General features: G+C 35.0%; 25 protein-coding genes. 24 read left to right on the top strand and 1 reads right to left on the bottom strand.

Translation table 11 applies throughout. The features are described 5' to 3' along the window. Positions 1 to 51 precede the first annotated feature (51 nt). The 13 genes from NSA47_RS04585 to NSA47_RS04525 all read left to right on the top strand — a co-directional run bounded on the left by NSA47_RS04585 (position 52) and on the right by NSA47_RS04525 (position 11357). A complete protein-coding gene (locus tag NSA47_RS04585; protein WP_257529737.1) occupies positions 52 to 1626 on the top strand; it encodes a PTS transporter subunit EIIC in 1575 nt (524 codons plus the stop codon). A 99-nt stretch (positions 1627 to 1725) separates the two neighbouring features. Then, positions 1726 to 2919, top strand: coding sequence for an N-acetylglucosamine-6-phosphate deacetylase (nagA, locus tag NSA47_RS04580; RefSeq protein WP_257529736.1), 1194 nt, complete (start codon positions 1726 to 1728; stop codon positions 2917 to 2919). A 93-nt stretch (positions 2920 to 3012) separates the two neighbouring features. Next, positions 3013 to 3567 carry a chromate transporter gene (locus NSA47_RS04575; RefSeq protein WP_257529735.1) on the top strand — a complete coding sequence of 185 codons (555 nt, stop codon included), beginning with the start codon at positions 3013 to 3015 and terminating at the stop codon, positions 3565 to 3567. Then, the gene (locus NSA47_RS04570; RefSeq protein WP_306811108.1) at positions 3564 to 4088 is read left to right on the top strand and encodes a chromate transporter; all 525 of its coding nucleotides are present in this window, start codon (positions 3564 to 3566) and stop codon (positions 4086 to 4088) included. Before NSA47_RS04575 ends, NSA47_RS04570 begins: the two co-directional genes overlap by 4 nt. Before the next feature lie 246 nt (positions 4089 to 4334). Further along, positions 4335 to 5096 carry a MurR/RpiR family transcriptional regulator gene (locus tag NSA47_RS04565; RefSeq protein WP_257529734.1) on the top strand — a complete coding sequence of 254 codons (762 nt, stop codon included), beginning with the start codon at positions 4335 to 4337 and terminating at the stop codon, positions 5094 to 5096. Beyond that, a complete protein-coding gene (locus NSA47_RS04560) occupies positions 5093 to 6424 on the top strand; it encodes a family 4 glycosyl hydrolase (protein ID WP_257529733.1) in 1332 nt (443 codons plus the stop codon). Before NSA47_RS04565 ends, NSA47_RS04560 begins: the two co-directional genes overlap by 4 nt. Before the next feature lie 55 nt (positions 6425 to 6479). Then, positions 6480 to 7679 (top strand): N-acetylglucosamine-6-phosphate deacetylase, encoded by a 1200-nt coding sequence (gene nagA, locus NSA47_RS04555; RefSeq protein WP_257529732.1) that lies wholly within the window; start codon positions 6480 to 6482, stop codon positions 7677 to 7679. Between the two features lie 153 nt (positions 7680 to 7832). Next, the gene (locus NSA47_RS04550) at positions 7833 to 8318 is read left to right on the top strand and encodes a PTS sugar transporter subunit IIA (RefSeq protein ID WP_257529731.1); all 486 of its coding nucleotides are present in this window, start codon (positions 7833 to 7835) and stop codon (positions 8316 to 8318) included. Positions 8319 to 8392: 74 nt separating this feature from the next. Next, complete coding sequence (locus NSA47_RS04545; RefSeq protein ID WP_257529730.1) at positions 8393 to 9562, top strand: NAD(P)-dependent malic enzyme; 1170 nt, start codon at positions 8393 to 8395, stop codon at positions 9560 to 9562. 305 nt (positions 9563 to 9867) lie between these two features. Then, positions 9868 to 10437, top strand: a complete 570-nt coding sequence (locus tag NSA47_RS04540) for an RNA polymerase sigma factor (RefSeq protein ID WP_257529729.1) — start codon at positions 9868 to 9870, stop codon at positions 10435 to 10437. A gap of 172 nt (positions 10438 to 10609) precedes the next feature. Then, complete coding sequence (locus NSA47_RS04535; protein ID WP_257529728.1) at positions 10610 to 10834, top strand: DUF1659 domain-containing protein; 225 nt, start codon at positions 10610 to 10612, stop codon at positions 10832 to 10834. A gap of 40 nt (positions 10835 to 10874) precedes the next feature. Continuing rightward, positions 10875 to 11096 (top strand): DUF2922 domain-containing protein, encoded by a 222-nt coding sequence (locus NSA47_RS04530; RefSeq protein WP_257529727.1) that lies wholly within the window; start codon positions 10875 to 10877, stop codon positions 11094 to 11096. A 117-nt stretch (positions 11097 to 11213) separates the two neighbouring features. Continuing rightward, on the top strand, positions 11214 to 11357 hold the full coding sequence (locus NSA47_RS04525; protein ID WP_257529726.1) for a YvrJ family protein: 144 nt from the start codon (positions 11214 to 11216) through the stop codon (positions 11355 to 11357). A 174-nt stretch (positions 11358 to 11531) separates the two neighbouring features. Here NSA47_RS04525 and NSA47_RS04520 read toward each other — a convergent pair whose 3' ends face one another. Continuing rightward, positions 11532 to 11954, bottom strand: coding sequence for a PTS sugar transporter subunit IIA (locus tag NSA47_RS04520; RefSeq protein ID WP_257529725.1), 423 nt, complete (start codon positions 11952 to 11954; stop codon positions 11532 to 11534). 291 nt (positions 11955 to 12245) lie between these two features. Here NSA47_RS04520 and NSA47_RS04515 point away from each other — a divergent pair, with 291 nt between their 5' ends. The 11 genes from NSA47_RS04515 to NSA47_RS04465 all read left to right on the top strand — a co-directional run bounded on the left by NSA47_RS04515 (position 12246) and on the right by NSA47_RS04465 (position 24244). After that, a complete protein-coding gene (locus NSA47_RS04515; RefSeq protein WP_257529724.1) occupies positions 12246 to 15017 on the top strand; it encodes a sigma 54-interacting transcriptional regulator in 2772 nt (923 codons plus the stop codon). Positions 15018 to 15145: 128 nt separating this feature from the next. Beyond that, positions 15146 to 16024 carry a class II fructose-bisphosphate aldolase gene (locus NSA47_RS04510; RefSeq protein WP_257529723.1) on the top strand — a complete coding sequence of 293 codons (879 nt, stop codon included), beginning with the start codon at positions 15146 to 15148 and terminating at the stop codon, positions 16022 to 16024. Positions 16025 to 16029: 5 nt separating this feature from the next. Beyond that, positions 16030 to 16872, top strand: coding sequence for a sugar phosphate isomerase/epimerase family protein (locus tag NSA47_RS04505; protein ID WP_257529722.1), 843 nt, complete (start codon positions 16030 to 16032; stop codon positions 16870 to 16872). A 21-nt stretch (positions 16873 to 16893) separates the two neighbouring features. Beyond that, positions 16894 to 17964, top strand: a complete 1071-nt coding sequence (locus NSA47_RS04500; RefSeq protein WP_257529721.1) for a zinc-dependent alcohol dehydrogenase — start codon at positions 16894 to 16896, stop codon at positions 17962 to 17964. A 21-nt stretch (positions 17965 to 17985) separates the two neighbouring features. Beyond that, on the top strand, positions 17986 to 18465 hold the full coding sequence (locus NSA47_RS04495) for a PTS sugar transporter subunit IIB (RefSeq protein WP_257529720.1): 480 nt from the start codon (positions 17986 to 17988) through the stop codon (positions 18463 to 18465). Between the two features lie 16 nt (positions 18466 to 18481). Beyond that, positions 18482 to 19252: a PTS mannose/fructose/sorbose/N-acetylgalactosamine transporter subunit IIC gene (locus tag NSA47_RS04490; protein WP_257529719.1), complete on the top strand. Its 771-nt coding sequence runs from the start codon at positions 18482 to 18484 to the stop codon at positions 19250 to 19252. Beyond that, positions 19242 to 20051: a PTS system mannose/fructose/sorbose family transporter subunit IID gene (locus tag NSA47_RS04485; protein ID WP_257529718.1), complete on the top strand. Its 810-nt coding sequence runs from the start codon at positions 19242 to 19244 to the stop codon at positions 20049 to 20051. The genes NSA47_RS04490 and NSA47_RS04485 overlap by 11 nt, the downstream gene beginning before the upstream one ends. Positions 20052 to 20072: 21 nt before the next feature. Beyond that, positions 20073 to 21275 (top strand): mannitol dehydrogenase family protein, encoded by a 1203-nt coding sequence (locus NSA47_RS04480; protein ID WP_257529717.1) that lies wholly within the window; start codon positions 20073 to 20075, stop codon positions 21273 to 21275. A 2-nt stretch (positions 21276 to 21277) separates the two neighbouring features. Then, positions 21278 to 22240, top strand: a complete 963-nt coding sequence (locus NSA47_RS04475; RefSeq protein WP_257529716.1) for an aldo/keto reductase — start codon at positions 21278 to 21280, stop codon at positions 22238 to 22240. Positions 22241 to 22509: 269 nt separating this feature from the next. Then, positions 22510 to 23232: a DUF3784 domain-containing protein gene (locus tag NSA47_RS04470; protein WP_257529715.1), complete on the top strand. Its 723-nt coding sequence runs from the start codon at positions 22510 to 22512 to the stop codon at positions 23230 to 23232. Between the two features lie 97 nt (positions 23233 to 23329). Further along, complete coding sequence (locus tag NSA47_RS04465) at positions 23330 to 24244, top strand: AEC family transporter (protein ID WP_257529714.1); 915 nt, start codon at positions 23330 to 23332, stop codon at positions 24242 to 24244. Positions 24245 to 24331: the final 87 nt, after the last annotated feature.

Below are 24331 nucleotides of genomic sequence, written 5' to 3'. Positions count from 1 at the left end.
GGATATTTGTAGAATAATCAGAACAAAATAAATTTAAAAAGGGGTGGAAATATGTCATTTAGAAAAAGAGCAAGTGAAGAAATTCAGAGATTTGGTAGAACCTTACTATTACCAATCGCTGTAATGGCACCAGTAGGAATGGTACTAGGTCTTACCGGAGCATTAACACAAAGTTATATGATTGAACGATTACCTTTTTTAGGAAATGCAACTTTGCAACTTATTTTAAATAGTTTAAAGGGGATCGCAGATATCATCTTTAGCAATATTCCTGTTTTATTTGCCATGGGTGTAGCCTACGGTTTGTCCAAAAAAGACAAGGGGATTGCGGTATTCTCCGCTATTATTTCTTATCTGGTATTAAATGCAAGTATTAATGTTTGGTTATCGGCGACAGGTAATCTGGCAGACCCAGAGGTTATGGGTCAAGTAGGTCAGGGTATAGTACTGGGAATACAAACCATAAGATTGGAAGCTTTAGGCGGAATCATCAGTGGGATTATTGGAGCCTTAGTTACAGATCGTTTTTATAATTTGCAGTTTCCCTTGGCCCTTGCATTTTTCAGTGGGAAAAAATCTGTTCCTATTATCTCCACTGGAATCAGTATCGTTGTTGGATTGATTCTTCCATTCTTTTGGCAATATATTACCAAAGCTTTAATCGCATTATCTTTCATTTTGATTAGTGGACCCTTTGGAACGTTTATTTTTAGGATAATGAATCGAATATTGATTCCCTTTGGACTTCACCATGTGTGGAATTCCTTGATACGCTTTAGTGAAGCAGGGGGGACCTATATGATAGATGGGGAAAAGTTTGTAGGAGTCATTCCCACAATGAACAAGATTTTATTTGAATTGGGACCAAATCACGAAGCTTGGAATATTTTACCTGAGTTAACAAGATTCATGGCTCAAAATCAAATGTTATTAACTTTATTTATGATTCCAGCTGTTGGTTTTGCAATGTATAGATCAGCCTATGCTGAAAATAAACCTTATACTAAAGGTCTTATCTTAACTATGGTATTAACACCCTTTTTAGGCAATGTAACAGAGCCCCTTGAATTCTCTTTCTTATTTATTTCACCTGTATTATATGGAATTTACGTATTATTAAATGCAATAGGAGCTGTTGCCCTACATTTAATGGGAACGGCAGTAGGGTATATTCGAGGAACTATTTTCGACTTTGCCATTTTTGGTCTTCTTTATGAAAATACCAAATGGTATAACCTATTGATTGTAGGGATTCCACTGGCTATTGCTACCTATTTTGTATTTATGTGGGCCATTAAGAAATGGAATGTTGCAACCCCAGGTAGAGAAGAGGAGACAGTAGGAGATAATACATTACTAAAAGAAAAACGATATGATGAAGTGGCTAAAATTGTTGTGGAAGCTTTAGGTGGAAAATCAAATGTTCTTTATGTAGAAAACTGTGTCACTAGACTAAGAGTAGACTTGAAAGATTACAAGCTAGTGGATACGGACAAGATAAAAGAGTCTGGAACTTCAGGAGTATTTTTCCCAACGAAAAATCATATCCACGTGGTATTTGGACCCAATGTTGAGTTTGTAAGAAATGCAGTAGATGATTTTTTAGCCAGCGATAAGGCTGTTTAAAAAGAGGATAAAATACAATCCAATAGAAGTTTATATAAAATAGAGGGGCGAGATTTTGTCGCCCAGCTGCATAGAAATAAAAAAATGGGAGGGAATGAGATGTTCCTATACTCAGAAAATATTTATACTCCTGAAGGATTTCAAAAAGGGTATTTAAATATTCACGATGGAAAAATAATGGGTATATTTCAAGAAGTTGATGCAGAGGATGTTGTGGATTATGCCAATGGGATTATCATACCTGGTTTTATCGATATTCATATGCATGGCTGGGCAACAGGCTCTCTGTGGTTAAATGGAAACAAAGAAGCGGTAAAAAACATGTCCAAGGACCTCGTCAAGGTAGGGGTAACTTCCTACTTAGCAACAACAGGCACAGATGCTGTAGATACATTGAAGGGGCAATTAGAGGATACAAGAAAATTCATAGAAAATTGGGAGCCGACTAAGGGCTCCCAAGTCATCGGTGTCCATCTAGAAGGTCCCTTTATCAATAAAGAATACAAAGGAATGCAAAAAGAAGAATATTGTATAGATCCTTCCATAGAAATTACAGAAAGCTTGTTGGAAAGTGCCGGTGAAGGAAATGTAAAACTAATGACCCTTGCCCCAGAGTTGCCCAATGCAGATAGAGTAATTACTTATCTCCATGAAAAAGGAATTCAGGTTTCTATAGGTCATAGTGCTGCAGAATTTGAGGACATTGCAAGAGTAAAGGATTTGGGGGTAGGTGGCTTTACCCATACCTTTAGTGGCATGAGAGGATTTCATCATAGGAGACTAGGGGTAGTTGGTGCGGCTATGTATTTTGAGGATATGTATGCTGAATTTAGTAAACAGACAGGGATGACGGTAAAGCCAGAGGCCTTTGCCATAGTCTATAGACTAAAGGGTCCGGAGAAGATTATTTTATCTACCGACTGTACTGGATTAGCCCAGGTCAAGGAGCCTTTTTATCACTATATTCGCAAGTGCACATTTACTCCCTTTGGTAGTGATGTAAAGCTTATCTATGATGATGGACGGGAAGAAATTATGGATAAAAATAATTATGAGCAGGTAAAGGATATAGAACTTAGCTATTTAGGCTCAGTAAAAAATGTAGTAAAGAATGTAAAAGCCTCCATTAGGGACATTGTCAAAATGGCCTCGGAAAATCCTGCGAAATATATAGGAATAGATCACTATAAGGGCTCTATAGAAGCAGGTAAAGATGCAGATGTTATTGTCATAGATGATGAATGGAATTTAATTGACACTTATGTAAAGGGCGTCAAGCAAAATATTAGATAAATAGGCGGTAGGCTGGGTTTAAAATCATGATTTTAAACCCAGCCTACCTGACTTACAAGATTCAAAACCAAAGGGAAGGGATGCAATAAAAATATGAAAAAAATATGGGAACTTTTCTTTATTTATTTAAAAATAGGTGCTTTTACCATAGGGGGAGGTTATGCTATGGTACCCCTTATTCAAGAGCAAATTGTAGACAAGAAAAAATGGCTTACCGATAAAGAATTTATGGATATGTTTGCAGTGATTCAATCTGCTCCTGGTCCTATTGCCGTTAATAGTGCGGTGTTTCTAGGGTATAAGGTTGGAGGAGTAAAGGGATCTATTATGGCTACATTAGGAGCAGTTATTCCATCCTTTACCATTATTCTAATCATTGCAATGTTTTTTAGAAATTTTAGAGAATATTCTGTTGTAGATAGTATTTTTAAGGGTGTCAGGCCAGCGGTGGTTGCCCTAATTGCGGCAGCGGTGTATAAGCTAGTGAAATCCTCAAAATTTTCTATGGCAGGAATCATTATCTCTATATTTAGTTTACTGGCGATTATATTTTTAGATATTCATCCTATAGTATTAATTTTAGGATCAGCAGCTTTAGGAATTTTCATTTCAACCCATTCAACAGTAAGACAGGGGGAAAGAAAATGATCAGTACTTTCGTAGACTTATTTTTCACATTTTTTAAAATTGGCTCCTTTGGATTTGGGGGAGGATACGCTATGCTTTCTCTCATTCAAGAGGAAGTTACAAGTGCTCATGGCTGGCTGACCAAAGGAGAATTTTTGGATATTGTGGCCATAGCAGAAATGACCCCTGGACCTATTGCTATTAACATGGCAACCTTTGTAGGACATGAATTAGGAGGGATTCTTGGTTCAGCCCTTGCCACTTTAGGAGTAGTGCTACCCTCATTTATTATTGTTTTAATCTTAGTTCATTTATTTTTAAAATTTCAACAAAACCAAACCATTCAAAATGCCCTAGGGGGTATCCGACCTGCGGTTTTAGCATTGATTGCTTCAGCAGCTCTATTATTGGTGGAAGAAGCCATAATCGATGTCTATGGCATAATTATTGCTATTGTGGTTTTTCTTTTGGTAGCCATCAAGAAGGTGAACCCTATTATTGTATTGGTTTTATCGGGAATCTTGGGGATTTTTATTTATTAAGTAATGGATATACTTTGGTCGAAAAAATTTACCAACGGAAAATCTCTTGTATATAGTCTTAAAGGGGCTGAAATGCTTAAAAAGCTATTTTCTTATGGTACCATGAACTTAAGACCTGCAAGTGGAGGAGTATAACCAGATGAATTTACCTATTGAAAAAGGATATTCCAACGTATTTGATCAAATAGGAGAGGAACTAGATATGCAGTAGAGGAATTTACAATTTTGAGAAGGGAAAGGTGAAAAATGGATTTAAGCAGGTTGACAGAAAACTATGAAGAGCTAACAGATTTGGAGAAAAAAATTATTGAATTTTTGATGAAGAATCCAAAAGAAATATTGCATTTAACAGCCAATGAACTTGCTGAACGTATGTATGTTTCAAAAACTTCCATCATTAATTTATCCAAGAAACTTGGTTTTGATGGCTATAGTGAGCTGAGATATTATTTTAAACAACATATACAGAATAAAGAAAAAAGTATTCAAGATTTTTCCTATGATGATATATTGAGCTCTATTCATGATGAAGTAAGCAAAACCTTGTCTCTTCAAAGGGAAGATAATGTAAAGTCTATTGCGAATAGGTTATTGAAGTCAAAGGTAGTTTACATTATGGCAAGAGGAGCTTCAAAGCCCATAGGGAATTTATTAAGTTCTAGACTGGCAATGCTAGGAGTACGTTCTATATTTATTGATGATCAAAACCTCATTGGAGCCTTAGGGGATAGTCTAACACCGGATGAAACTCTATTAACCATTTCTCTATCGGGGGAAACTGAAATTATAAAAAATATTGCCAAAAGAGCTAGGGCAAAAGGAATAGATGTTATTGCTTTAGTGGCTTTTTCCAACAATAGCCTACAACGCATCGCCAATCATAAGATGTATTGTTTTGCACATCAAGTGGAAACCAAATACAATGATCTAATCTCAAGAGTAGGTTTGCATGCTTTAGTACAAATCTTAATTTCATATATAAATATGCAGAGAGGGGTAATGTTATGAAGCGAAGAAAATTAGGGATAACAATCGTTGGAAGTGGGAGTACTCGTATTCCTGCTTTGATTGGAAGCCTTATTGAATATAAAGACAGGTTCCCATTAAAAAAGCTAACTTTATTTGATATCAACATGGAGAGAATGAATTCCATGAGAAATTATATAGAACTCACCATGAAGGAGTACTATCCAGGGGTAGAGGTTTTATTCACAGACAATGAGGACGAAGCCTATATAGACACAGAATTTGTCCTTTGCAATATGCGGGCAGGAAATCTTGAGATGAGATCCTTAGATGAAAAGATTCCTCTGAAACATGGTTTGGTTGGGCAGGAAACCTGTGGTCCAGGAGGATTTGCCTATGGAATGAGATCTATAGGGGCTATGATTCATATGGTGAAAAAGATTAGAGAGTATGCACCGGATGCATGGATTTTAAATTATACCAATCCAGCTGCCATCGTAGCTGTAGCTTTAGATAAGGTGTTTCCAGAGGATAAAAGAATATTAAACATTTGTGACCAGCCCTATTCTATGATTAAATCCTTTGGAAAAGTATTGAATGTAGATATGTATGATATTGAGCCAAGATATTTTGGATTGAATCACTTTGGTTGGTTTACCCACCTATACCATAAGCCAACAGGAGAAGACTTGTTACCAAAGTTAAAATCATACCTTATGCAAGGAAATGACTTTAAACCATATAATGCAGAGCAAAGAGAAGCTTCATGGTTAAATACCTATAAAAATGTAAATAAAATTCTATCCTTCTTCCCAGAATATTTACCCAATACCTATCTCCAATATTATCTTTTTCCAGAGGAAATTGTAGCCGAGAGTGATCCAAACTTTACACGTTCTGATGAGGCTTTAGTTGGTAGAGAAAAGAAAATATTAGATATCTGCAAGCAGGCAAGAGAGCAACAATCTTTAGAAAATATTCCTTTTTTAAGTGGAGCTGTACATGGAAATATGATGGTGGAGGTAGCTGAATCTATTGCCTATGATTTAAAGCAATTATATGTCATTATTATGAGAAATGAAGGCGTCATCAATAACTTACCTGACGATGCTATGGTGGAAGTAGTCGCGGCATTGACTCAAAATGGGGCAGAGCCTTATCGGATAGGAAAGATTGGCACCTTCTACAAGGGACTTATTGAAGGACAATATGCTTATGAGAAATTAACAGTAGAAGCCTATCTGGAAGAAGATTATACAAAAGCACTACAGGCTTTAACCTTAAATCGAACCATTGTTAATCCTGAAAAAGCAAAGGCTGTATTAGATGATTTACTAGAAGCCAATAAAGACTATTGGTCTTTGCACTAGGACAGAAAAAGATAGTCACGATATTTCTATAATATAAACAGGGGAGGGAAATTATATGTTTTTATACTCTGAAAATATTTATACACCTGAGGGCTTTCAAAAAGGGTATTTAAATATTGAACATGGAAAAATCAAGGGCATTGTTCAAGAAGTTGATGAAAAAGAAGATGTGGTGGATTATACCAATGGGATTATCATACCAGGTTTTATTGATATGCATATTCATGGATGGGCAACGGGTTCCTTTAAGTTCCAAGGGGATAAAAAAGCCCTTCAGAATATGTCTAAAGGACTTGTCAAAGTAGGGGTAACTTCCTACTTAGCAAGTACAGCAACAAATGCAGTAGAGAAGTTAAAGAAACAAGCCAGTGATGCTAGAGAATTTATGGAAGAATGGATACCAGAAAAGGGCTCCCAAGTATTGGGCATTCATCTTGAAGGTCCCTTTATCAATAAAGAATACAAAGGAATGCAAAAAGAAGAATATTGTATAGATCCTTCCATAGAAATTACAGAAAGCTTGTTGGAAAGTGCCGGTGAAGGAAATGTAAAACTAATGACCCTTGCCCCAGAGTTGCCCAATGCAGATAGAGTAATTACTTATCTCCATGAAAAAGGAATTCAGGTTTCTATAGGTCATAGTGCTGCAGAATTTGAGGACATTGCAAGAGTAAAGGATTTGGGGGTAGGTGGCTTTACTCATACCTTCAGTGGCATGAGAGGATTTCATCATAGAAGATTAGGGGTAGTTGGGGCGGCTATGTATTTTGAGGATATGTATGCTGAATTTAGTAAACAGACAGGGATGACGGTAAAGCCAGAGGCCTTTGCCATAGTCTATAGACTAAAGGGTCCAGAAAAAATTATTTTATCTACTGACTGTACTGGATTGGCCCAGGTTAAGGAGCCTTTTTATCACTATATTCGCAAATGTACATTTAGTCCCTATGGTGAAGATTCTCTAAAATGTGTTTATGATGATGGCAGAGAAGAAATCATCAATAAATATGAGTATGACAATGTAAAGGATGTAGAACTTAGTTATTTAGGGTCGATACAAAATGTGGTTAAGAATGTAAAAGCTTCTGTAAGTGATATTGTAAAAATGACTTCAGAAAATCCTGCAAAATATCTTGGAGTAGATAGCTACAAGGGTTCTATAGAGGCAGGTAAGGATGCAGATGTTATTATTATTGACGATGAGTGGAATTTATTGGATACTTATGTAAAGGGAGTAAAGCAAGATATTCAATAGTGTATTAAAGAGGCTCTGCTTAAAATGATGTTTTTAAATATAATCTGCCGAGGGGTTACCCAATAGCCAATTTTTTTAAAACGTCTTTCAGTGGCATAGAGAAATTATGACCAAAAAGCAGGTAAGCAATATAAATGAATAGGAGGTCAAACAATGTTTGGGATTTTAAAGAAATCAAATAAAAAGTTAGAAATTAAAGCTCCTATAAAGGGAAAACTAATAAAAATAGAAGATGTAGATGATCCAGTTTTTGCACAGAAAATGGTGGGAGACGGCGTGGCTATTGATCCTAAAGAAAACAAAGTACTATCTCCTATTGATGGAGAAGTCATTGAGGTCTTTCCTACTAAACATGCCTTGGGATTAAAAACCGAGAACAATGTGGAAATTCTTATTCATATTGGTTTAGATACAGTAGATTTAAAGGGTGAAGGTTTTGAAGTTCATGTTAAGGCTCAAGATAAAGTAAAGATTGGAGATCCTTTAGTTACCTTTGATAGAGAGATATTAAAAGAAAAGGCAAAATCTTTAATTATCCCTGTTCTCATCACCAATTATCAAGAGATGAAAGCCATTGAAATAAAAGAAGGAGAAATCAATCCAATAGAGGATACCATTATGACGGTTAAAACAAAGTGAAACTTTAGACATCACAGGGAGAATATTCAAAGGACATAAAAATTGTCATTTACTTTCTAAGGGCAGGTGTTACCATGGATTTTTCAGAAAAAAGTTTAATCATGCATGAAGAAAATCAAGGGAAAATAGAAGTCACTTCTAAGATTAAAGTAGAAAATAGAGAGGATTTAAGTATAGCCTATACTCCTGGGGTAGCTGAACCTTGCAGAAAAATATATGAGGATCAAAAGGATGCGTATAAGTATACCACAAAGGGAAATCTTGTGGCAGTGGTGACCGATGGAAGCGCTGTACTTGGTTTAGGGGATATTGGACCAGAGGCAGCTATGCCAGTAATGGAAGGAAAGTCAATTCTTTTTAAAGAGTTTGCCGATGTCAATGCTTTTCCCATTTGTTTAGCTACCAATGAGGTAGAGGAAATTGTAAAGGCAGTAAAACTCATTGCACCTACTTTTGGCGGAATCAACCTTGAGGATATTAGTGCCCCTAGATGTTTTGAAATTGAGGAAAGATTAAACAAGGAATTAGATATTCCTGTTTTCCATGACGACCAGCATGGTACAGCAATTGTGGTTTCTGCAGGATTAATTAATGCACTAAAAATTGTTAATAAAAAGATTGAAGACATAAAAGTAGTTGTCAGTGGTGATGGCTCAGCAGGAATTGCCATTGTAAAAATGCTTTTAAACCTTGGGGTACAAAATATTCTGGTTTGTGGAAAAGAGGGGATCCTTTATGAAGATTATTCCCACAATAAATATAAAAATGAAATTGCAAAGATAACCAATAAAGATCAGAAAAGGGGAAACCTCAAGGATGCCCTAGTAGGTGTTGATGTATTTATTGGAGTGTCTGTAGGCAATATTGTTACAGAGGATATGATTAAATCCATGAACAAAGATCCCATTGTCTTTGCCATGGCAAATCCTATACCAGAAATTATGCCTGATTTAGCGATAAAGGCTGGTGCCAAAGTGGTAGGCTCTGGACGCTCTGATTTTGCCAACCAAATTAACAATGTATTGGCTTTTCCGGGAATATTTAGAGGGGCATTAGACATCAGGGCAAAGGAAATCAACCAAGAAATGAAGTTAGCGGCTGCCTATGCCATAGCCAATCTCATTTCCCAGGAAGAATTAAAAGAAGACTATGTCATTCCCGATGTTTTTGATAAAAGAGTAGTTGATCATATATCAAAAGCGGTAAGGGAGGCAGCTGTAAAAACTAGAGTAAATAGGATATAAAGTATTTTCCAGTCTATCCTTTGATCAAATTTAAAGACTCCATCTTATATAAGATGGAGTCTTTAAATTTTTACTTTTTTTGTCCTTTTTGCTATATTAAAGTTTTAGGATAGATTAACTTTTCCCTAAAACCCTATTGTTCTTTCTTCAGTTCTAGCCCTTAGTCACTTCATTTTTCACAAACTATGGTTAAGTCTCCAGATACTTTCCCTTAGTTCAACATATCCCCATTGCCCTTAAAAGCTTATACTTAACCATACCTGCAGGGGAAAAGGGCCGGCCTCACAAAAATGTGGGGTGATAAAATGATTGAACAACAAAATATTGAACATCTTGTACGAAAAGCCCAAAGGGGGAATGGAGGAGCTAAGGAAGAATTAGTACAATTATTTCATCCTTTACTGGTGAAGAGTATCAGAAAATACTTTGGAATAAACCAAGATACTGAGGATTGGTTACAGGAGGGGAGAGTGGTCATCCTCAAAGCGATTAAAGAGTACAAAGAGTCTTTAGGAGTACCCTTTGCTGCCTATGTGCAAAAACAGGTTTTTTATTATTATGTCAATGAAAGAAAAAAGACAAGAGAAGTAGTGATATTAGACCAACCTCTAGGAGAGGACAATACAAGCTATTTGGATTTGTTATCTGATGATAGAGAGCAAGTGGAGGAAAGGATGGAGGAAAAGGAACAGAGAAATTCCCTAGATAGGGCCATGAGCTTACTTTCCCTGAAACAAAGAGAAGTGATTCTTGCCTATTATGTAGAAGGAAAAAAACTAAAGTCTCTGGCCAGAGAGAAAAATCTATCTTATCAGGCCATAGTAAAGCGAAAGGCAAGAGCATTAACACAATTAAATAAGATGATGAAAGGATAATATTTTGTGAATTCTTTTTTTAAAATAGCAGTCTATTTTGTCATTCTATGAACATAGTGAAAAACCTAAGATTTTAAGGTTTTCCCTATGTCTATTCCCAAAAGTTAAAATTTTAATGGGTTACTTTTTCTTTCCTTTTCCATTTATGAAGTGTAGAGAGGAGGTGAGAAAAATGGCAGTAGATGCAAATGTAGTAAGCTCAAGAATGCAACTAAAGTTAAAAACCGGAGTAAATGAAAGTGGTAAGGACATCATCCGAACCAAGACCTATTCCAACGTAAAGGTCAGTAGCGAGAATCAATCCATCTATGGTGTAGCAAATCAGCTAGCAGGGTTACAAAACTATCCCTTAGAAGAAATCCACAGAGTAGATGACGTATTGCTTATCAACCTTTAGAAGGGACTAGGAAAAATTCAAAGAGAAAGGAGGGTAAACTATGGCAACATTAAGACTAGAAATGACCTTTAAAAACACAGAGGGAAGAACCAGCAAAATAGCAGTAGACAACGCTAGAGATGATCTAACCGATATAGAAGTTAAAGAAGCAATGGACAGCATTTTAGGGGACAATATCTTCATCACTACCGGTGGAGACTTGGTAGAAAAATCTAAAGCAGAGCTTATCACAACAGAAGTCAAAGAATTTGAGATAGAGTAATGCAATAAAACAGACCTGCTTTTTACCAGCAGGTCTGTTTTATTAGGGCAAGGGATAAGCTTCATGTGGGACGGGAGGTAAAAAGATATAGAGAAAATAGAGAAGGGAGGATGAAAAATGGAAGAATTATTGGTGCAGATCGGAAACTTTGGTTTTCCTATGGTAATTTCCATTTATCTATTGGTGAGATTTGAAGGGAAAATCACCAATTTAACTCAAAGTATTTATCAACTGGCAAAGGTAATTGAGACCATGAAATAACTCTTTAGCTGAAATAGGGCAGTTAGATAATAAATATTGACAAAATAAGAAATTCCTTGGGTAGAATAATTTATATCCAGGGAATTCTTGTTATGACATAATAACCAATACTTCCTCTCCCTAAGTGTATTATTTTTTAATAATTTTAACAGTTGCAATTTAATTTAATAAGAACTAAAAAGCTTCAGATATTTCTCTATTTTTCTCCAAAAGACAATTACAGTATTGAATTTGCTCCTGAGCTATCTTTATAGAATCTCCAATTAGCTTTTCTATATTTTCGTTTTGAATATTTAAAACAATCTCCAATAATAAGGGAAGATTAACTCCACATATGAGGTGAACATTGGGGAATGAAATATAATTCATAAATTCATTATTTATGCTTCCTCCCAGTAAATCTGTTGCAATAATAATTTCCTCATCAGGTTTCAAAGAGGAAATTATATTTTTTATTGGCTTTTTTATCTCGGATATTCCCTCAGTATAAGCACATAGTACATGAATGAAATCTTGTTTTCCTATAATTAGTTCCAATGAAGATTTAATTCCTTCAGCAAAAGTTCCATGGGTTGCGATTAATAATTTTCTAGTCATAAGAACCACCTTTCGTAAAACTATTCAGCTATGATTTTGAATTTATAATACACTTTAAGAAGCAAAAAACATGCCAAATTAGTGTCAAAATTAAATATGAAAAAAGTGAAAGAAGAATACCATATGTTTTGAATTGTATCATAGTGTATAAATTATGCTCAATTTTAGCTGATAATCCTATTTTTAACGATACCCTTAATTATATTTAGAAAATATGAATTATTGACAATTGTTAAACCATTATTAATAATAAAGACTAAAGACAAATTCAAATTTAAAGGGTGATATGATTTGCTTAAAGAGTCATTGATGGAAGATATTAAAAAATCTACAGATTCAATGAAGATTGAAAACTTGGGTACTGGATGTACGGCGAAAGAATTAGCAAAAAAATACAATGTCAAACGCAATACAGTAAGTCATTACTTAAATCAATTAATTGGTACCGAACTCTTTAAAATCAATACAAGACCAGTATGCTTTGTGCACAGAAAGACCTTTGAGAAGAAATTTTTTAAGACATCTAAGTTTATCTATAATAGTTTTGATGAATTACTTGCAGAGAATCGTGCAGGGAAGACTAAAGAAGTAGAGGCCAGCAAAAGCTTAGACGATTCGTTATTGGGGATGATTGGGGCAAAGGGGAGCTTAAAAAAATCAATAGAGCAAATAAAAACATCGGTATTTTATCCAAATTCAAGTTTAACTATTTTACTACATGGAGCAACAGGGGTTGGAAAAAGTTATATAGCAAAACAAATACACCGCTTCTCTGTAGAAAATGAAATATTAAAGCCAAATTCACCTTTTATAACATTAAACTGTGCACAATATGCTAATAATCCGGAACTATTATCCAGTATTCTCTTCGGACATGTTAAGGGAGCATTTACAGGTGCCCATGTTACGACAAAAGGTTTAATAGAATCAGCAAATGAAGGCATGCTTTTTCTAGATGAAGTTCATAGACTAAATAGTGAGAGTCAGGAAAAATTATTTATTTTTTTAGATCAAGGTATATATAAAAGAATAGGTGAAAATGATGTTTGGCATAAAGCTGATGTTAGAATTATAATGGCCACCACGGAGGATTTAGAGTCTAATTTTTTAGAGACATTTTTAAGGAGAATACCTATTATAGTGAATATCCCTTCTTTAGAAGATAGAGGATATCAAGAAAAATTAGAATTTATTTACCAATTTTTTATTAATGAAAGTCAAGTATTAGATCGGAATATAAAGATATCAGGGAATGGAATAGAAGCCTTGATATTCCATAAATACATTGGAAATGTAGGGGAGTTGCAAAATTCAATAAAGTATATATGCGCTGCACTCTACGCAAGACACAAAGAAAATGATCCTCTAGAGATTAATCTTTCAGATTTAACAGAAGATATATTGAGGGAGATTGCGGAGAGAAATGAGAGTAAAATAAAAAAGCGAAAGGATATAGTAATTACTCCAAATACAACAATACAAGATATCCTTCAAGAAAAAACAGAGGAAGAAAATATATATGATGAATTATTTCTACAGCTTTCAAGTTCATATAGAAAGTTAAAAAAAGATAAGATAAGTAAAGAGAAATTTGAAAGAAGAACGGCCCTTTGCATTAATAAGACTATAGATACCTTAATTTATAATCAAACCTCTGAAAAGGATAGCATGCTAATGAAATATGTAGTAAATAGTGTTCAGGAAGCATTTCGTTATGCAGAATATAGTTATAATGTTAAATTTGGAGGGAATAGTCTTCATGCAATTGTAGCTTATTTTTTCTATTTAAGTAATAATCCCGTAGTACTCCAGGATAAAAATAAAATTTCCAAGGGATTTATAGAATATGTAAGGACTAACTATAGCAAAGAAATGCAAATTGCTAAAAGAATAATGGATATGCTATCTTTTAAAATGGATATCTTGCCCAATGAAGAAAGTCTAATTCCTTTGGCCCTATATTTTAATCGTTTGCATATTAAAAATATCAATAATAGACCAAGGGCTATTATTTTAGCCCATGGATATGCAACGGCTAGTAGTATAGCAAATGTTGCAAATAGACTATTGGAAGAAAATATATTTGAGGCTGTAGATATGCCTTTGAATAAGACTATTGATGATGTCATAGAATGGGTAATTGATTATATAAAATATAATGATATTAGCAATGGAATATTACTTTTAGTAGATACAGGATCCTTAAAAAATGTATATCAATCCCTTGAAACTGTGATAAAGGTACCTATTGCAATTATCAATAATGTTTCCACACAATTGGCCTTAAATACTGGTCAAATGATAAAGAATGGCTTGAACTTGGCAGAGATTATTAAAAAGTCAAGAAATTATAATTATACAGATTATAAAATTATATATCCTAAGAAAAATAAACAAAGAGCCATTATAACCTGTTGTTATACTGGGATGGGCACTGCAGAGCAGATTAAATCCTTATTAGAGGAAAGTATGCCCGATGGAATAGATATAAAGGTTATTTCCTGCGATTACAATCAATTAAAGAAAATGGGAAAAGAGAACTCAATATTTCAAGGGTATGAGATTATTGGAATTGTAGGAACGGATAACCCAGCAATAGAGGAAGTAGAATATATTGCTTTAGATGAACTAGTATCAGGTAATGCAGAAATAAAAATGACAAGAATTTTTACTCATCTGAATGAAGAAAAATTTGATGAGTTGAACAATAATATTATTCATAATTTTTCCCTGAGACGTTTAATAGAGAATTTGACAATTTTAGATACTGATAAAGTTATAGGACATATTGAAGAGTGTCTAAGGCAATATGAAATACTAGCTAATTCGAAAATATCAAATAATAAAAAGATTAGCATATTAATACACGTAGGATGCTTGATAGAAAGATTAATTCGAAGATCTCCTATAGAAGAGTATCCAAATAAAGAGCAATTTCAAGAGTGTCAAAAAAAGCACATAGAATTAATACAAAAGTCCTTTAGTGGGATAGAACAAGCTTATAGTGTCAAAATACCTATTGCAGAGATAGGTTATATCTATGATATCCTTAATGAATTATAAGGTTTATCAGTATCTTTTTATGAGCAAAAAGCGTGACTCTATATTGGCACGCTTTTTGCTTTTATTTATAATTGACAGAATGATAATACCATGAACTTAACATTTTATAATTTGAAAGGAGTTAAAAAATGATTATATCAATGTCAGAAATGCTACAAAGGGCAAAAAATGAGAATTATGGCATTGCAGCCCCAAATGTATTTAATCGAGAAACCATAGAGGCAGCTTATTTAGCAGCAATAGAGTTAAGGGCGCCGATGATATTAGATGTAGCAGCTGTCCATGGAATTTATGAATGTGCAGATATTGCCCGTTTTTATGAAAGAAGATATCCAGAGGTTCCCGTCGCACTAAATCTAGACCATGGTGGGCCCTATGAATACATCATCCAGGCAATTCATGCGGGATTTAGTTCTGTAATGATCGATAGATCTACCCTTTCTTACGAAGAAAATGTAAAAGAAGTGAAAGAAATAGTAAAAATTGCCCATGCCGTAGGTGTTTCGGTAGAAGCTGAACTTGGCCATGTTGGACAGGGGGAAGAATATGAAACAACTAGAGACTCTGGTCTTACGGATCCTTCAGAGGCTGCAAGATATGTGGAAGAGACAGGTATAGATTGTTTGGCCGTTGCTATTGGTACTTCCCATGGAACCTATAAGGGTACTCCCTATCTTGATTTTGATTTATTAAATAGGATTAAAAAAGAAGTAGATATTCCCCTTGTATTGCATGGCGGATCAGGGACTGGCGATGACAATCTGGCTAGAGCAATAAAAGAAGGAATTCAAAAGGTGAATCTAAATACAGATATAAGCAAGGCCGGGCAAGGGGCTTTAAGAGATGCTCTAAAGGGTACAATAGAATTTGCATTAGATAAAAGTGCTACTGGAGAATTTGCATCCAAGAAGTTAAATCTACAACAAACAATAGCTTTGGGAGTAGAAGGATATAAAGAAGAACTAAAGAGATACATGAAGTTATTTAACTCTGAAAATAGGTGGTAGATAGCATGAAACAGGTTCACTTGGAACAAATAGCTCCAATGAATCACATCTACAGGTTTTATGAACTAAAGGATTATTTTAAAACAATAAGTGATATTGGTTACAAAAGTATTGATCTTTGGACCTGTGGTGCACATTATCTACTGGATTATAATTCTTATCAACAGACCAAACCAATAAAGGATATGCTCAAAAAATATGGACTGTCTGTAATTTGCATTACTCCAGAACAGACCTGTCCAAAGCCTCACAATATGGCATCAAAGAGCCCTGAATTAATCAAAAGGACCAGAGCATATTTTCAAAATGCTATTTTAGCTGCAAGCGAGCTAGAATGTTCAAAGATTTCCATATCATCAGGATGGCAGTTTTTATCTGAACCTAGAGAGCAGGCTTGGAATAGATCTGTAGAAATGGTGGGCACATTATGTAATTTTGCGGAAAAGTATGGTGTATATCTTACTATGGAAACCTTATCACCTCAGAGTACCACACTAGTAAATACCATCAATGATATGGAACAAATGATAGAGGAAGTTAACTCAAGGAATTTTACAGTTACTATTGATTTAGATACCATAACAAATGCAGGAGAGTGCATTCAGCAATATTTCGATGTCTTTGGAGAAAGAGTAAACCATTGTCATTATATGGATAATAGGAGGGGATTTCCAGGGCACTTGGCCTGGGGGGATGGAGAAAGTATTCCTGGTAAGGACTTTCAAGAGTTTAATAAAAATAATTATAAGGGACATTTTACATTGGAATACACCTTGAGTAAATATTTTAAGGAACCAGCTAAGGTTTATGAAAATACTTGGACATTACTTAAGGATTACATTATATAAAATAAAGAAAGGAAGATAATTTTGCCCCGAAAAATAGAAAGTACTCGATTTGCAGTTATTGAACAGGAAAAGGTGGTAAAGATACATGAAAGAAAGGTACCGGAGTTAAAGGATGAAGAAGTTCTTATTAAAAATCTGGCTTGCAATATTTGTACTGCTGACTATGGATTATGGTCAGGGGCTAGAAAGAATTTAAATTTTCCAATGGCATGGGGACATGAGTTTGCAGGTGTTATAGTTGACAAGGGAAGTAAGGTGCCTGATTTTCAGATTGGAGATTATGTCGGCATAGGTTATGACATGTGCGGTAAATGTGAGGCCTGCCAAAAGGGACTTACCAGTGAATGTGTACTTATTGGAGAAGGAAGAAATAAAGTTTCTGAGGATGGCTATCATGGTGGATTTGGTTGTTCTGAATATGTTATCAAGAAATATCATGCATTATTTAAAATCAATAAGGAAATTGATGCATCAGAAGCAGCCTTTGTAGAACCTGTAGGAACAGTATGTCAAGGAATACGCAAGCTTCGTGTTCAGCCCGGAGAAGATATTGTTGTTATTGGTGCCGGAGCTATGGGCATAATCAATGCATTAGTGGCAGAGGCTGAAGGTTGTAATGTGTTTATTACAGAATTAATGGAAAAGAAGATCAAGGCGGCTCAAGAAATGGGGCTTCATGTCATTGACGCATCAAAGGTTGATTCTGTAGAAAAGGTGATGGAATTAACCAATGGGAAAGGTGCAGATGCAGTAATTCTTGCTGTTGGTGTAACATCTGCCAATGATCAAGCGATAGCTATGCTAAAAAGATTTCATGGAAGAGTTCTGATGTTTGCAGCAGGCTATCCAGCACCTGAACTCCATGTAGACTCAAATTTAATTCATTATAGAAAAATGGAGTTAATAGGCACCTTTTCTGCTGATAATTGTGATTTTGCACGAGCAGCAGAACTCATTAACCAAAAGAAAATAAAATTATCACAATTAGTGGAAAAGAAAGTACAACTTGAAGATGTAGAAAAAGCCTTTGAAGCTGCTATAGTACCAGGTTCCTATAGGGTAAGCGTGGTATTTGATAAAAATATCGAATGACGAATAAAGGGGAGGGAAATCATGATTAAACTGCTTAGGGTAGATCACAGGCTTGTGCATGGGCAGGTAGCCATATCTTGGACCAGAGCTTTAGGGGTTGACTGCATTTTAGTAGCTAATGATGCAGTAGTAGCAGATCCCATGAGACAATCGATGATTAGAATGTCAAAACCACAGGGGGTAAAAATAGTTATAAAGTCTATTGAGGACTCTATCAAAGCTATAAATTCTGGAGTAACAGATAAATATAAGTTGCTCATTGTTGTTAACTGCGTCCAAGATGCTGAAAGACTTTTGACCGGTTGTCTTTCTATAAAAGAAATAAATCTGGGAGTAATGCCAGCAAAAGAGGGAACTAAAGCCATTAGTAAGGCAATCCATGCAAATCAAGAGGATATCGGATGTATGAAAAGACTATTAGAAAATAACATAAAAATGATTATCCAGCAAGTACCAACAGAATCAGAAACCATTGTTACTAATGAAATTTTAGATAAATAAAAGGGAGATGAGAATAATGTTAACGCAAGCCCTATTAGTAGCATTAATATTGGGTTTATTTAAAATGGAGTTTATGCTTGGATATATTCAAATATGCCGTCCTATAGTTATATCAACTGCTGTAGGATGGGCTTTAGGAGACGCATCTCAGGGCGTCATTATTGGTAGCGTGCTCGAATTAATGTTTATAGGTTCTTTTCCTATAGGTGCAGCTGTATCTCCTGATTATGGTTCAGCGGGGGCTATTTGTACAGCATTCGCGATTCTAACCGAAGGTGGAACTGCAATAGCTACAGCATTGGCGGTACCAGTTGCTTTATTAGGTGGTTTTATTTTTATAGGATGCAAATTGATGGCTTCTTTCTTCTCCCGTTTAATGAGTAATCAAATTGAAAAAGGCAATATGAAGGCAGTTTCGAGAACATATTTATTTGGAGGTTGGTTTGTCAGTTTTGTACCCTATTTTATCTATGGATTTGTTTCATTATCCATAGGATATACGGCGGTGAATGCTATAGTTGATAAATTACCAGTGGTAGTCATTAATGGTCTAGCTACAGCTGCTAATTTATTACCGGCTATTGGATTTGCACTATTATTACAAATGATTATCAATAAAAAAGTTGCCCCTTTTTTCTTTCTAGGATTTATGCTAGCTGCTTATTTAGGCATGTCAACATTGGCAATCACATTTTTAGGAGTAATTGTTGTTTTAATACTTTCATCCATTAAGGAGGACAATGCAGTATTAGTTAATTCTTTCGGAGGTGATGATAATGAGTTCTAAGATAACAAAAAAGGATTTAAAACGAATATTCCGGAGATACATACCACTGAATGGATTAAATGATTATCCAGGACAAATGCACAATGGATATACATACGCTATGCTTCCTGCTATTGAGAAGATATATGATAAAGAAGAAGACCGTATTGATGCAATGAAACGTCATATGGAGTATTTCAATATTACTCCTAATATTGCAGGATTTGCATTGGGAATGTCTGTAGCTATGGAAGAAAAGAATGCGGAGGACCCTGATTTTGATCCAACCAATATAAGTGCAGTAAAAACAGCACTTATGGGACCGTTATCCGCCATAGGAGATACATTATTTCCTGCAACTTTAAGAATATTAGCTACTTCTTTAGTCGTTACAATGGCTGCTCAGGGGAATGTACTTGCACCAATTCTATTTTTTCTTATGTACAATATTCCTAACTTTCTAGCACGGTACTATAGCCTTAACTATGGATACAATATGGGTTCTGAGTTTTTAGTTAAGTCAGAAAAATCAGGAGTAATGGATAAGATATCCTATGCTTGTTCAGTCGTTGGACTAATGGCTATAGGAGCTATGGTTGCTTCTAATGTAAGTGTATCTACACCCATCACTATAGGAGATATTGAAAATGGAGGACTAGCTTTACAACAATCCCTAGACTCTATTATGCCTAAAATGCTTTCATTAATTTTAGTAGGGATAGAATATCGGCTATTAAGTAAGAAGATAAAGATTGTGCCCTTATTAATTGGGACCCTTGTAGTAGGGGCAGCTTTATTTGCGGTAGGAATAATCGGATAGTAAGGTTTCTGGAGGGATGGTATGCAAAATCAGGATAAAGCAATACTTATTATAGGGGCAGGCAATATTGGTAGAGGGGTTATAGGGAGCTTGTTTTATCAATCAGGATATAAGCTTGTGATATATGATATTATGGCGGAAAGAATGAAAAAATTGGCGGAACAAGGGAAATATCTTGTTGAGCGTGTGGGAGAAGAGAAAACCCAACGTATTATAGTGGACAATTTTGAGGTGTTGGACTGTTCCGATACAAAGGAACTAATTGAAAGAATAACCACTATAGATCTGGTTGCCTGTTGTGTATATGAAGGAGCATTTGAAAGTATCTGCAAGAATATATCTGAAGCTATAAAAAGAAGAGTAACAGTAGGAAAGAGCTACTTAAATGTATTATTATGTGTTAATGCATTGGGGGCACCGGAATATTTCAATAAGCAGATAGAAAATAACCTAGTACAAAATGCTGAAGCATTAAATTATTTTCATAACAATGTTGGAATATGCCAAGTATTAGTAGGAACGGCAGGATTACCCTCTCCTAAAGAACTTCTAGCAGCGGATCCCTTTGCTGTAACCACAAGACTTGGGGGATATGTAGGAATTGACAGAGAACATTTTAAGGGACAGTTTCCTGAAGTTGAATCGGTTAGTAGGGTAGAAAAAGCAAATGCTCAAATTTATAGGAAAGTTTATACAGGGAATATGAAACATACCATGACAGCTTTTATGGGAAAGGCTAAGGAATATGAGTTTATCGCAGATTGTAATAAGGATCCCTATATTCAAAAATGTGTTACAGAGGCATTTTATGAGGCAGAAGAAGCCATACAAAGGGAATTTAACTTTAGCTCTAAAGAAAGGCAAGACTGGATTAATGGGATTTTGAATATAAAAAATACCAAGCTAAAGGATCCTATTTCTCGGGTAGCAGCAAATCCAATGGGTAAACTTTCATACCATAATCGATTTGTTGGGCCAGCTTTAATGTGTATAAAGCATCATATCGTACCATTTTATCTTGCCAGAGGAATAGCTTATGGATTTTTATATAGAGATGAAGAAGATCAAGAAAGTATAGACATAACAAACTATGTGCAAGAAAAAGGTATAGAAAATGCCATAGATAAGTATTGTGGATTAAAGGAGGAAGACTGGCTTTTAAAGGAGTTAGTAAAAAAACACTACGAGGAAGCAAAATATCGTAAATCATTACAGGGGGAATAGATTTGAGATATAAATATTTTAAAAATGCAGGTGTGGACGTTTCTGCTCTTACGGTTGGAACCTGGGGAATAGGGGGAGCCAATTCAGCTGGTGTAGGCTGGGGAGAAGTGGATACAAAACAATCTGTAGCGGCAATTCATGCTATGCTAGATAATGGAATTAATATAATTGATACGGCACCAGTTTATGGGGAAGGCCATTCAGAAATAGTGGTAGGAGAAGCATTAAAGGGTAGAAGAGATAAGGTTTTGTTAGCAACAAAATTTGGCACTTATATAAACCACTTTAGTGGTAAGTCAGTTAGGGATTGCAAATATAATTCCATTGAAAGGGAGGTGGAAGAATCCCTAACAAGACTTCAAACAGATTACATTGATTTTTATATGATGCATTGGCCAGATGTCAATACTCCCATTGAGGAAACAATGGCTGCCCTGAATATGTTAAAGGAAAAAGGAAAAATTAGGTTTATCGGAATGTCCAATTCCCCTAAGGAATTGATTATGGCTGCCCAGAAATATGCTAAAATTGATGTTATACAGCCGCCCTATTCCATGGTAAATCAAAGCCATAAGGAACTTATGCAATGGGCTGAGACCCAAGGGATTTCTACGATGAGTTATGGATCCTTAGGGGCAGGAATATTAACAGGGGCCATACGAAAATGCCCAGAATATGATCCAAAGGATATGAGATTAGTATTCTATCCATTCTTTAAAGAACCAGAGTTTTCAAAAATTATGGAACTTCTAAAAACCCTTGATAAAATAGCAGCTGAACATAATAGACCAGTGGCACAAGTATCTATTAATTGGAGCACCCAAAAAAGCTATGTAGGAACTGCCCTTACAGGGGTAATGTCGCCAGAACAGGCCAATGAAAACTGTGCTACGTTTGATTGGAGCTTATCCGAAGAAGAAATTAACTTAATTGATAGAGAAATTGAAAGACTTAATATTGGTTAATGCCTGAGAGAAATAGGATTTATCGCAAATAAAATACAATTGGGCAGCTTGAGGAATTTTCTCAGTTGTTCCTGATCATAAAATAGCCCCAGTTTTTGGAGCTATTTTTATGATGGTCCTTTTATTCTATAATAAAAATTGACAAAGAAAGTACTTTCAGAAAAACAGAGTAAAATAAGTTAAAAATACTTTTATATGATATCATTTAGATGTAGTAGAGTATAATTTATTTGTAGATAAAAACTTCATGTAAAGGGAGAAGAGAAAAGATGGGGATTTTATATAGTATAGCAGGTTTGTTTTTCTTTTTAGCCCTAGGGATTAAATATTTAAAATGGGACTTTCTCATTGCTGGATATAATACCATGGGGAAAGAACAAAAGAAAAATGTGAATATCCAAGGTTTGCGTAGAGCAATGGGGAATTTTCTTCTCATCATGGCCCTATTTATGATAATATCAGCCATAACAAGTCACTACGGTTATAGAGGATTGTCTTCCATATCCCTATTGGCTATCTTGCCCCTCGCTGTTCTTTTCGTTTTTCATAGTCAAAAGTATGACCATAGCAAAAAGACCACCTCTAAAACTATAGAAAAAAGATTTATTCTAGGCATTGTAATTTTTGTGCTAGGAATAGTCTCTATATTATTTATATATGCAATGAAAGATCCCCAGATAGAGATGAACCAGAAAGACCTAACTATTGGGGGGATGTATAGCAATTATGTCAAGAAAGAGAATATAAAAGAAATCACTCTTCAAGAGGAAATTCCTAAAATAATGGGTAAGGTAGGCGGATTTGATTTAGGCTATATCCTAAGGGGGAGTTTTACTCTAGAGAATAAGGAGGAGGTAAATTTATCTATTTATGAAAACAAACCTCCTTATATTGTGATCATCACAAAAAGTGGAAAGATCATTGTAAATTATAGACAGAGAGAAGAAACGCTAAAAGTCTATCAGGAGTTAAAGGATTGGGTGAAGGATTAAAGAAGGATTTTTGGGGTAATAGAGAAGATAGATTAATACGATGCAAAATTAAGAAGCTTATGTAGAAAAATGGATATTTACATTTATTGGAGGAATTATGAACAGAATTATTATCACACAAGTAGCAGTATTAGGAGTATTAATGTTAGTAGGAATGGTAGCAAGAAAGACGCAGATAATCAATGATACCATATCAAAAGGGTTGTCCAATATTCTGGTGAACATTGCTTTACCTGCTATGATCATTTCTGCCTTTGAAATTAGCTTTTCAAAAGAAATGTTTCAAAAAGTATTACTTATTTTATTGATTTCTATTGTTTTACATTTTTTGTTTGTGCTGTTAGCAAAGAGTATATTTAAAAAATATCCTGAGAATAAAAAGAATGTATTTCATATCTTTTTTATTTTCCCCAATGCCGGCTTTATGGGATTACCCTTTATTCAGGCGATATATGGAGAAATGGCTGTGCTTTATGCTTCAGTGTTTTTAATTCCCCATCACATTTTATTATGGACCTATGGTCAGGGGCTCTTTATGAAGGAAGATCAAAAAGAGAAAAAGATAGACATTCTAAAGCATATCAAAAATCCAGCTGTGTTAGCCGTTATAATCGGTTTTATATTATTTATCTTTTCTATTAAAATTCCTTATCTTTTATCTATGCCTATGAGCATGCTGGGAGCCCTTACATCACCCTTAGCCATGATGATTGTAGGGGATAAAATTGCTCAAATATATTTCAGGGATATTTTTTCGGATAAAGATGTTTACTATGGCTCTTTATATAGGTTGGTTGTTTTACCTATACTTACTATGGTCTTAGTAAAATTTTTGACTCAAGACCCTTTGCTTATCCAGGTTTGTGTCACGCTCATCAGCCTCCCTTCCGCCATAACTACGGTAATATTTCCCCAAAAGTTTAATGGCGATTCTTTGTTTGGCTCAAAATGTGTAGTGGTTAGCCATATTTTATCTATCATAACCATCCCTATCATCTTGTCCTTCATATAATCTAGCCCTTTAAAACAGCAAGGAAGAACCGTCTCCTTGAGTTTCTGAGCAAAAGCCCTTAGGGGCTTTTTTCCTATCTGTACAATT

The organism is Irregularibacter muris, from assembly GCF_024622505.1.
Classification (GTDB): domain Bacteria; phylum Bacillota; class Clostridia; order Eubacteriales; family Garciellaceae; genus Irregularibacter; species Irregularibacter muris.
Note: the sequence above shows the minus strand (reverse complement) of the source record. Positions and strands in the feature narration are given on the sequence as shown.